The 11,306-nt window shown below is 61.4% G+C and carries 6 protein-coding genes; 3 read left to right on the forward strand and 3 right to left on the reverse strand.

The annotated features are described in order from the left end of the window. Positions 1-139: 139 nt before the first annotated feature. Both C7446_RS16150 and C7446_RS16155 read right to left on the reverse strand, forming a co-directional pair. Positions 140-3,913, reverse strand: coding sequence for a nitrate reductase subunit alpha (locus C7446_RS16150; protein ID WP_121174149.1), 3,774 nt, complete (start codon positions 3,911-3,913; stop codon positions 140-142). Positions 3,914-3,935: 22 nt separating this feature from the next. Continuing rightward, positions 3,936-6,605 (reverse strand): nitrate/nitrite transporter, encoded by a 2,670-nt coding sequence (locus C7446_RS16155; protein ID WP_121174154.1) that lies wholly within the window; start codon positions 6,603-6,605, stop codon positions 3,936-3,938. A gap of 319 nt (positions 6,606-6,924) precedes the next feature. Between C7446_RS16155 and C7446_RS16160 the strand changes: the two genes are divergently transcribed. The 3 genes from C7446_RS16160 to C7446_RS16170 all read left to right on the forward strand — a co-directional run bounded on the left by C7446_RS16160 (position 6,925) and on the right by C7446_RS16170 (position 9,831). Then, positions 6,925-8,574: a histidine kinase gene (locus tag C7446_RS16160; RefSeq protein ID WP_245977886.1), complete on the forward strand. Its 1,650-nt coding sequence runs from the start codon at positions 6,925-6,927 to the stop codon at positions 8,572-8,574. Beyond that, complete coding sequence (gene narL, locus C7446_RS16165) at positions 8,531-9,184, forward strand: two-component system response regulator NarL (protein ID WP_121174151.1); 654 nt, start codon at positions 8,531-8,533, stop codon at positions 9,182-9,184. The genes C7446_RS16160 and narL overlap by 44 nt, the downstream gene beginning before the upstream one ends. 80 nt (positions 9,185-9,264) lie before the next feature. Beyond that, positions 9,265-9,831: a peptidylprolyl isomerase gene (locus C7446_RS16170; protein WP_121174152.1), complete on the forward strand. Its 567-nt coding sequence runs from the start codon at positions 9,265-9,267 to the stop codon at positions 9,829-9,831. A 75-nt stretch (positions 9,832-9,906) separates the two neighbouring features. Here C7446_RS16170 and hmpA read toward each other — a convergent pair whose 3' ends face one another. After that, positions 9,907-11,085 carry an NO-inducible flavohemoprotein gene (gene hmpA, locus C7446_RS16175; RefSeq protein ID WP_121174153.1) on the reverse strand — a complete coding sequence of 393 codons (1,179 nt, stop codon included), beginning with the start codon at positions 11,083-11,085 and terminating at the stop codon, positions 9,907-9,909. Between the last annotated feature and the right edge of the window lie 221 nt (positions 11,086-11,306).

The raw sequence follows: 11,306 nt of genomic DNA on the forward strand, positions 1-11,306 counted from the left end.
CGAACCCCACTGGAAGTCTACGCCGAGGTGCTAAAGAAATCCGTCGGCGGACCGAGCACCCTTCAATAGCGTTGCGCTTGGAACTTGAGACCGCCGTATCAGGCGCTCCGGTGGAGCGCCTGATACGTTCAATAAAGTCTTACCTTTTGACGGGGTCCTGCACGCTGTCGGCACCCTCCTCATCCAGCCATTTGATGTGGTGCATGCGGCGGACAACTACAAACTCATCACGGTTGGAGCCGACAGTGCCGTAGTAGTTGAAACCATACGAGAGTTGGGCGTAGCCGCCGATCATGTGCGTGGGCTTGGGGCACACGCGGGTGACCGAGTTGTGGATGCCGCCGCGGGTACCGCTGATCTCCGAGCCCGGCACATTCACAATGCGCTCCTGGGCGTGATACATCATCGCCATGCCATTCTTGACCCGCTGACTGACCACCGCCCGCGCGGCGATCGAGCCGTTGGCGTTGTAGAGCTCGATCCAGTCGTTGTCCTCCACGCCCAGTGACTTCGCATCATCCTCGGAGAGCCACACGATCGGCCCGCCGCGCGACAGCGTCAGCATCAGAAGGTTGTCCGAGTAGGTGGAGTGGATGCCCCACTTCTGGTGCGGAGTGATCCAGTTGAGCACCCGCTCGGGGTTCCGGTTGCCATCCGGACGCTTGACCCCGGCCATCGCTGCGCGGGTGTCGATCGGCGGACGGTAGGTCAAAAGGCTCTCGCCGAAGGCGCGCATCCAGGCGTGGTCCTGATAGAACTGCTGGCGACCGCTTAAGGTCCGCCACGGAATCAGCTCGTGGACGTTGGTGTAGCCGGCGTTATAGGAGACGTGCTCATCCTCGAGCCCCGACCAGGTGGGGCTGGAGATGATCTTGCGCGGCTGGGCCACCACGTCGCGAAAGCGGATCTTCTCCTCATGCTTGGGCAGCGCCAGATGGGCATGATCACGGCCGGTGATTTTCGACAGCGCCTCCCAGGCACGCACTGCCACCTTGCCGTTGGTCTCGGGAGCGAGCGTCAGAATCATTTCGGCGGCGTCGATGGCGCTGTCGATGACCGGGCGACCTTCGGCCGGGCCTTCCGCCTTGCGCCGATTGAGCTTGCCAAGCAGATCGATCTCGGGGCCGGTGGGCCAGTTGATGCCCTTGCCGCCGTTGCCGAGGCTATCAAGCAGCGGTCCGACCGAGGTGAAGCGCTCATAAGTGGCCGGGTAGTCGCGTTTGACCGCGACCAGATTGGGCAGGGTACGCCCGGGGATCGGTTCGCACTCGCCGCGCTTCCAGTCCTTCACGTCCACCTGGGCCAGCTCTCCGGGGGAGTCGTGCTGCAGCGGCTGGGTGACCAGGTCGGTCTCCTCGCCCAGATGCCCCACGCATACGCGAGAGAAGGCCTTCGCGATGCCCTTGTAGATCTCCCAGTCGCTGCGCGATTCCCACGCTGGGTCGGTGGCCGCGGTCAGCGGGTGAATGAAGGGGTGCATGTCGGAGGTGTTGAGATCGTCCTTCTCGTACCAGGTGGCGGTGGGCAGCACCACGTCGGAGTAGAGACAGGTGGTCGACATGCGAAAATCGAGCGTGACCAGCAGGTCGAGCTTGCCCTCGGGGGCCTCATCACGCCACTCGACCTCCTCCGGCAGCGCCCCGCCCATCTCGCCGAGATCCTTGCCCTGCAGGCCGTGGGTGGTGCCGAGCAGATACTTGAGCATGTACTCGTGGCCCTTGCCGGAGCTGCCCAGCAGGTTCGAGCGCCATACGAACAGGTTGCGCGGGAAGTTCTGCGGGCTGTCCGGGTCTTCTGCAGCAAAGCGCAGATCGCCGCTTTTGAGCTGATTGACCACGTAATCGTTGAGTGGCTTGCCGGCGGCTTCGGCGGCGGCGGCCAGGCGCAGCGGGTTGGTGTTCAGCTGCGGCGCGGAGGGCAGCCAGCCCATGCGCTCGGCGCGCACGTTGAAGTCGATCAGACTGCCGGAATAGTCCTCGCGGCGGGCCAGCGGCGAGAGCAGGTCCTTCACCTCGACCTTTTCAAAGCGCCACTGACTTGAGTGGTTGTAGAAAAACGAGGTGCCGTTCATCTGGCGCGGCGGGCGGTTCCAGTCCAGCCCGAACGCCAGCGGCAGCCAGCCGGTCTGCGGGCGCAGCTTCTCCTGACCGACGTAGTGGGCCCAGCCGCCGCCGGTCTGGCCGATGCAGCCGCACAGGATCAGCATGTTGATCAGGCCCCGGTACTGCATGTCCATGTGGTACCAGTGGTTGAGCCCGGCACCGACGATGATCATCGAGCGCCCGTGGGTTTTGTCGGCGTTGTCGGCAAACTCGCGGGCCAGTCTGGTGACCTGAGCGGCCGGGACCCCGGTGATCGCTTCCTGCCAGCCCGGCGTGTAGGGACGCATCTGGTCGATCGAGGTGGCGCCATCGTCCTCGCTGCCGGCAAGCGTCAGGCCCTGATCGATGCCGTAGTTGGCGACCATCAGATCAAAGACGGTCACTGCCAGCGCTTCGCGGCCATCGGCCAGCGTCAGCCGGCGAGCCGGCAGGTGGTGATAGAGCACGTCGTTGCCGTCGACGTGGTTGAAATGCTCATGGCGGATGTGGCCGAAGTAGGGGAAGCCGACCCGCACCACCTCGTCATGATCGGTGACCTGTGACAGGCGCAGGTGAATCTCGTCGCCTTCGGCGTCGCGCGGCTCCAGGTTCCAGCGCCCCTGACCGGCTTCGCTTTCGCCCCAGCGAAACCCGATCGAGCCGCGCGGCACGACGAGCTGATCGCGCGTCTCGTCCCACGCCACCGTTTTCCACTCGGGGTTGTTGTCCTGACCCAGCGCTTCATCAAAATCGGCGGCGCGCAGCTGGCGGCCGGGCACGAAGCTGCCGTCCTCGCGGGCTTCCAGCTCGACCAGCATCGGCATATCGGTGTAGCGGCGCACGTAATCGGTGAAGTACGCGCTGGGCCGCTCGAGATGGAACTCCTTCAGGATCACGTGGCCCATCGCCATGCCGAGCGCCGAATCGGTGCCCTGGGTGGGGCTCAGCCACTCGTCGCAGAGCTTGGCGACCTCGGCGTAGTCCGGGGTGATTGCGACCGTCTTGGTGCCCTTGTAGCGCACCTCGGTGAAAAAGTGCGCATCCGGCGTGCGGGTCTGGGGCACGTTGGAGCCCCAGGCGATGATGTAGTTCGAGTTGTACCAGTCGGCGGATTCCGGCACGTCGGTCTGCTCGCCCCAGGTCTGGGGGCTGGCCGGCGGCAGGTCGCAGTACCAGTCGTAGAACGACAGGCATACCCCGCCGATCAGTGACAGATAGCGCGCGCCCGCGGCGTAGGAGACCATCGACATGGCCGGAATCGGTGAAAAGCCGATGATGCGATCCGGGCCGTACTGTTTGGTGGTATAGACATTGGAGGCCGCCACCAGGGTTTCCAGCTCTTCCCAGTCGGCACGCACGAACCCGCCCAGGCCGCGCAGGTGCTTGTACTGCGCCGTCTTTTCAGGGTCCTCAACGATCGAGGCCCAGGCATCGACCGGGTCCGGGTGCTGCGCAAGCGCTTCGCGCCAGAGTTTGACCAGCGCCTTGCGCACCAGCGGGTACTTGAGCCGATTGGCACTGTAGAGATACCAGGAGTAACTCGCCCCGCGCGGGCAGCCACGGGGTTCGTGGTTGGGCAGGTCCGGCCGGGTGCGCGGGTAGTCGGTCTGCTGGGTTTCCCAGGTGACCAGTCCGTTCTTGACGTAGATCTTCCAGCTGCACGAACCGGTGCAGTTCACCCCGTGGGTGGAGCGCACTACCTTGTCGTGCTGCCAGCGGGCGCGATAGCCGTTCTCCCACTCGCGGCTCTCCTCGCGCATCTCGCCGTGGCCGCCCGCAAACGGCGTGCGGATCTTTTTCATGTACTGCAGTCGGTCGAGAAAGTAACTCATGGGGCAGTCTCCTTGGGCGTGCCTAGCAGGGGGCCGGGGCGTTGCGACGGGCGTAATACCACCAGGTCAGCGCCATGCAGCTGAGATAGAAGAAAATGAAGCCGTAGAGGGCGGGCGCCACGCTGCCGGTCATGGCGGTGGCAGTGCCGTAGGACTTGGGAATGAAGAAGCCGCCGTAGGCCGCAATGGCCGAGATGAAGCCAAGCACGGCAGCGGATTCACGGTTGGCCTGAACGCGAGCCTCATCGAGATGCTCCTCGCCCAGCGCCTGGCGGCGCTGATTGAAAAAGATCACCGGCACCATGCGATAGGTGGAACCGTTGCCGATGCCGGTGGCCACGAACAGCACCATGAACATCACGAAGAAACCGACGAAGCTGCCGCCCTCACCGTGCTCGGGCAGAAAGAGCAGCACGCCCATTACGCCCACAGCCATCAGGGCAAAGTTCCACAGCGTCACCCGGGCACCGCCCAATCGATCGGCTAACATGCCGCCCAGCGGGCGGGCCAGCGCGCCGACCAGCGGCCCCAGGAAGGCGTAGCGGGTCGGATCGATATCCGGGAACTGCATGTTGGAGAGCAGCGGAAAGCCTGCGGCAAAGCCGATGAAGCTGCCGAAGGTGCCCAGATACAGCCAGCTCATCAGCCAGTTGTGCAGCCGCTTGAAGATCACCGCCTGATCGCGGAACGAAGATTTCGCCGAGGCGATGTCATTCATGCCGAACCAGGCCGCGATGGCGGCGATAACAATCAACGGTACCCAGACGAAAGCAGCGTTCTGAATCCACACCGGCTCTCCGGCGTAGGCACCCTGCCGGGCGATCAGCGGCTCACCGGCGGCCGGCCCCAGCACACCAGCGGCAATCACCAGCGGACCAATCAGCTGCAGTACCGAAACCCCCAGATTGCCCAGGCCTGCGTTGAGGCCCATGGCAGTGCCCTTTTGGGCCTGCGGATAGAAAAAGCTGATGTTGGCCATGCTGGAAGCGAAATTGCCCCCGCCAAAACCGCACAACAGTGCCAGAATCAGCATCACGCTATAGGGCGTATTCGGGTGCTGTACCGCCACACCAATCCACAGGCACGGTAGCAACAGCGAGGCGGTCGAAATGGCTGTCCAGCGTCGCCCACCGAAGATCGGCACCATGAAGCTGTAAAAGATACGCAGCGTGGCACCGGACAGTGACGGCAGTGCCGCCAGCCAGAAAAGCTGGTTGGGTGTATAGGAGAATCCAAGCTGCGGCAGGCGTACCACCAGGATGCTCCAGATCGACCACACCGCAAAGGCCAGCAGCAGGTTGGGGATCGAGATCCACAGGTTGCGCCGGGCAATGCGTGCCCCTCGCTGGCGCCAGAAGGTCTCATCTTCAGGATGCCACTCATCGAGCACGAAGTGCCCGGACCTCAGAAGCTCCGGCAGATCCACTCCGCGGGTGTTGGTGGCCCATTCACGGCGCTCCTGACGGCGGATTGCCAGATGCATCCACAACAGTGCCGCCACGATGATGATCAGCATCAGCATGAAGCAGCTCTGCCAGATGCCTACCACATCGTTGAGCATGCCAAATGTCAGTGGCAGGAAAAATCCGCCCAGCCCCCCGACCATGCCGACCACCCCACCCACAGCGCCCACATGGGTCGGGTAATAAACCGGAATGTGCTTGAACACCGCCGCCATCCCCAGCGACAGGAAAAAACCCAGCACAAGAATCAGGAGAATGAAAACCGGCAGATTGACGGCGAGTGAAAACTCAAGCGTGCCATGCACGCCGCTCACGCTGTATTGAGTCGGTGGGTAACTCAGAAGAAAGGTGCAGATCGCCCCCACCCCCAGCGTCCAGTACATCACCCGCCGGGCACCGATACGATCGGACAATACGCCGCCAAGAATGCGAAAGAGCGCTGCCGGCACCGAGAACAGCGTGGCCACCATACCGGCCGCCGTCAGGCCCAGTCCGTAAACGTTCATCAGGTACAGCGGCAGCCACATGGCCAGTGCCACAAAGCTGCCGAAAGTACAGAAGTAATACAGCGAGAAGCGCCATACACGCAGATCAGCCAACGGGGCGAGTTGTACTTTCAGCGTGGTACGTTTCTGCGCCTGAACGGCACGCATTGGATCGTTGCCAGCCAGCACCATGAAGGCTACCCCCATGGCGCCCAACACGGTGGCATAGACCAGCGCCGTGCCCTGCCAGCCCAGTGCGACCATCAGCGATGGCGCCACAAAACTGGTAATGGCTGCTCCTACATTGCCAGCCCCGAAGATCCCCAGCGCCGTCCCCTGTTGTGCGCGTTCATACCAGGCCGAAACATAAGAGACCCCCACGATGAAGGAGCCACCGGCCAGTCCGATACCGAGTGCAGCAAGCAGCAGCAGTGCATACGTAGTTGCGAACGTCACCAGATAAACACAGGCGCTGGAGGTCAGCATGAGCAGACCGAACACCCAGCGACCACCGAACCGATCCGTCCAGATGCCCAGCACGAGTCGGCTGACGGAGCCGGTCAGGACGGGCGTGGCCATCAGCAACCCGAGCTGGGTATCGGAAAGTCCCAGTTCCTGCTTGAGACGTACGCCGATGATCGAAAAAATCGTCCAGACCGCAAAGCAAAGCGTGAAGGCCAGTGTCGAGAGACCCAGCGCACGTCGCTGCTGCGAGCGTCGGGGAGATGCGGTATCTGCCTTCATGATCATGCCCTTGTGCCTGTGGAAATGGCGTCAGGGCGACTGTTGCACAGGGGGCTGCGCAGACTTTTGATCGTCGTCAAAACGGGCTGGAAGAAAATAAAGTAAAATCAGTGCCTTATATCATTGGAGATAGTACCTGGCTGTTATGTAGAAGACTGAATGGACAGCCTTTTATTTTTCTTTCTACCTCCATGGAGGTATCCATACGGCGCAGGAGAGCAACATGGGGGTAGGCAGACGATTTGTGCCCTCGCACTACACACTGAGTTTAACGCTTGGACTGATACTGGCTGGGGTATCGTTACTGGCATTGAGCGGAATGGTAGCCAGCGGCTGGCTGGCGGAGACGGCGCGCCATGATGCGCAGGTCATCAATCAGGCTGGCTCGCTACGCATGCAGACCTGGCGCCTGAAGGCGCAAGCACCCACGGCTGATACACAACAGTGGCAGGCGCTATTGAACGCCATGGATCACACCTGGCAGCAGCTTGATGAAGCAGTAGCCCTTGAATACAACGCCAGGGTTGCGCGGCAACTGACAGCCTTGCACCTTGAGTGGGTCAGTGCGCTACGACCGGATATGCGTACTCCCGAACAGGCGGCGAATGTGAATGCGGCACGCATCACTGCCCATGTAAACGGTCTGGATGCATTGACCGGCAATCTACAGAACCTGGCCGAAGCGCGTATTGCACGCCTTCGTGCCCTGCAGGGCATATTATTACTGCTCACCCTGCCGCTGATTGGCTGGGGTGCGTATCAGCTCCATTTTCATGTGCGTCGACCGCTCAGGCGGCTTCTGAGCGTGATTGAGGCATTGCGTGCCGGCGAGCTTCAGGCGCGCACCGGCTACTGGCGCAACGATGAGATCGGCCTGCTGGCAGCCACTATCGATGACATGGCCGGCCAGCTCGACGTGTTCTGCCGGCATCTCAACGATCAGGTCGAAGAGCGCGGCCACCGCCTGCAACAGAGCCATCTGGCGCTCTCCCTGCTTTATGACAACGCACGTTACCTGGCCACCACGCCACCCGAGGCCATCAATCTGCAGCAGGCGCTAAGCCCCTTCGAAGCGCTGATGGCACCGGCCGAACTGGCGCTGATCTCACCGGACACCGCCCTGGATGATCCCCCGCACACCCATCTTTTCCCCCTGCTGGAGGAGACAGAGGATCCTCTGATGTTGATGGCCCGGCTACCTGGTGGCGCGCCCTTGCCGGACTGGAAATGTCGGATCTGTGAAACCCTGGCCGATCAGCTCGGGGCTGCGCTGGCGCTGCGCGCCCAGGGCCGGCAGAAACGTCGTCTGGCGCTGATGGACGAACGCGCCGTCATCGCCCGCGAGCTGCATGATTCGCTGGCGCAATCGCTCAGCTACCTCAACATTCAGGCAATGCGACTGACCCGCGCCCTGCCAAAGGAGGTCGACAGTACCGCCAGCGTCATTCTCGGTGAGCTGCGCGATGGCATCGACCATGCCTACCGTCAACTGCGCGAATTGCTGGTCACCTTTCGCCTGCGTCTGACCGAAGACGGCATCAAGGCAGCGGTCAATGCAACGGTGGCAGAGTTTACCGAGCGCGGTCATCTCGAGATCGATACCCACCTGACCATTGCCGATAACAGGCTCTCTCCTGATCAGGAGTTGCACCTGGTTCAGATTCTGCGCGAGGCACTGGCCAATGTGGTTCAGCATGCCGCAGCCCAGCGGGTGTCAATCAGCCTGCTCGAACATGACGGGCACATTACACTGGCCGTTGAAGATGACGGCGTTGGCCTGCCCGAGCAGGTGAATCGCTCCCATCATTACGGCACCATCATCATGGCTGAACGCGCGCGCAGTCTGGGGACCACGCTGGAACTCACTCGGCGCGAGACCGGCGGAACCCGGGTGGCGCTTGAATTCACCGTTGAAGGAGCAGGACATGACGCAGTCCGAGCAGGGCCGGGGCATTCTGATCGTGGATGATCATCCGCTTTTTCGTCGCGGGGTACAGCAACTGCTGGCCATGAGCGAGAATTGGACCCTGTGTGGCGAGGCCGAAAGCGGCCAGCAGGCGCTGGATATCTGCGAGCGCCACAGGCCGGATCTGATCCTGCTGGATATGCGGATGCCGGGTATGGATGGTATCGAGACACTGACCCGGCTGCGCGAGGCGGGAGTATCGGCCCCCATTGTCATGCTGACCGTTTCGGAAGAGCAGGACGACGTGCTGGCGGCCATTCGTGCCGGCGCCAGTGGTTATCTTCTCAAGGACACGGCCCCCGAAGAGCTGCTGACCGCCATTGACAGTCTCGAAACCTCGGATGATGCCTTCGACCCACGACTCATGGGCCTTCTCGCGCGAGCACTACGCGAACCTGCGAGCGGCCCCGAGGTGCTCATCGCCCGGCTGACCCGGCGAGAACGCGACATCCTGCGTCTGATTGCACGCAGCTATGCCAACAAGGAAATCGGCCGAAGGCTGGACATCAGTGAAGGTACGGTCAAGGTTCACATGCGCCACCTGCTCAGGAAGATGGGCATGCGCACCCGCACCGAAGCAGCTGTATGGGCGGCGCGAGAGGGGTGGAAATGATCGCCTTGCGTACTTCGTGGCCGAGCAGGTTCTTCTCTTCCGGCCGGATGCTGATCTCATTTACTATCGGAGCCCCCTTCATGTTGAAACCATTACTGCGCAGTGGCCTGCTGATACTGTCGCTGTTTTCGCCTCTGGCACTGGCCAATGACACTCATCCACACGTCGAAATCAGAACCAGCCAGGGCGAGATTGAGCTCGAACTCAATGCTACGGCGGCACCTCGCACGGTGAAAAATTTCCTGCGCTACGTCGATGAAGACTTCTATCAGGGCACCATCTTTCATCGCGTTATCGACGGCTTCATGATCCAGGGCGGCGGCATGACAGCGAATCTCTCGCCCAAAAAGACGCATGCCCCCATGGCACTGGAGGAGAGTGGACTCAGCAATACCCGTGGCACCATTGCCATGGCGCGTACCGCCCAACCGGACTCGGCTACCAGCCAGTTCTTCATTAACCTGGTCGACAATCCGACACTGGATTACCGCAACTTTCAGGCGCCCGGGTACACCGTCTTTGGACATGTGGTATCAGGAATGGACGTGGTTGATGCCATCGCCGGCGTGCCGACCACTCACAAGGGCCACCACGCCGATGTCCCTCGAGAACCAGTCACCATTCTGGGCGTCAGGCGACTGCAGTAACGTGCCTCGCCAGCGGTCCATCAGGCCACGGCCCCTTCGACCTGCAGGGGCCGTGCGCTGGCGTATCAGCGATACTCAGTGCAGTTGACCGGAGGGGCCGAAATACTCGAAATGACGATACGGTGCATCGACACCAAGAGCAGCCAACTCGTTATCCAGGTCACGCATGAAGCCAGTGGGGCCGGTGAAGTAGCAGCTCGGCGTCGCCTCACGCGGCAGGTAGTCGGCCAGCAGCGCCCGATCGATGATGCCTTTGTGGTGCTGGCCATCGGCAGTCTCCGGATCACTGTAGACGTAGCGATAGGTCAGCTGGCTGCCGTACTGTTCGGACATCGCCTGCAGATGCTCATGAAAGGCATGAACGCGAGCGTTGCGTGCGCCATGCAGGTAGATCACCCGGCGCCCTGCATCAAGCGCCTGTGCCATGAGTGAGAGCATGGGCGTCTGGCCCACGCCACCACTGATCAGCATGACCGGCGCATCGCGATCATCGAGCACCATCTCACCGACCGGCGCGAGTAGCCTGACGTGATCGCCGACCTTCACATGATCATGCAGGTGGCGGCTGGCCCGCCCCTGACCCTCACGCTTGACCGAGATGCGATAGAAATCATCCCCCGGCCGTGACGTCAGGCTGTACTGACGCAGGGACTGTTCACCGTCGATCTCGAGTGCCACGCCCAGGTACTGGCCCGGCTGAAAGGTTCGGATCGGCTTGCCATCCACCGGTTTGAAGTAGAACGACACGATCTCATCGCTCTCCGGCACACGATCAATCAGATAGAATTCGCGCTCACCACGCCAGCCCCCCGGCGCCTCTTCCAGCTGACGGTAGGTCTGCTCTTCGGCATCGATGAGTCGATTGGCGAACTCCCAGTAGAGTCCGCCCCAGGCGTCAGCCACCTCAGGAGTGACGGCATCGCCAAGCACTTCACCAATGGCAGCCATCAGGCACTCGCCCACGATCGGATACTGGTCGGGCTGCAGATTGATGGCGACATGCTTGTTGACGATCGGTGTCATGAGCCGCTCCAGCGCGATCGGGTCCTCCCGATCAAGGGCATAAGCCACGACCGAACGAGCCAACGCCCGGGGCTGCTCACCGGTCTGCTGATGACGCATGTTGAACATCGATCTCACATGCGGATAACGCTCGAACATTAACGGATAGAAGGTTTTGGCGATGGTTTCAGCGTGCTCTGCGACAACCGGTGCGGTTGTTGCAATAATTCTGGCCTGTTCATTAGTTAGCATGAAAACATTCTCTTTGATCAAATCAATAAAAACACAATCATGACTTAGCAAGTCTCATGCCAGGTTGTAACTGATTGAAATACCATATCTATTATGAATAAGCGTGTCATTTTGATTCTTGGGAATGGCGGTCTCAAGTTCCAAGCGCAACGCTATTGAAGGGTGCTCGGTCCGCCGACGGATTTCTTTAGCACCTCGGCGTAGACTTCCAGTGGGGTTCG

This window comes from Kushneria sinocarnis, assembly GCF_003633775.1.
Lineage (GTDB): Bacteria > Pseudomonadota > Gammaproteobacteria > Pseudomonadales > Halomonadaceae > Kushneria > Kushneria sinocarnis.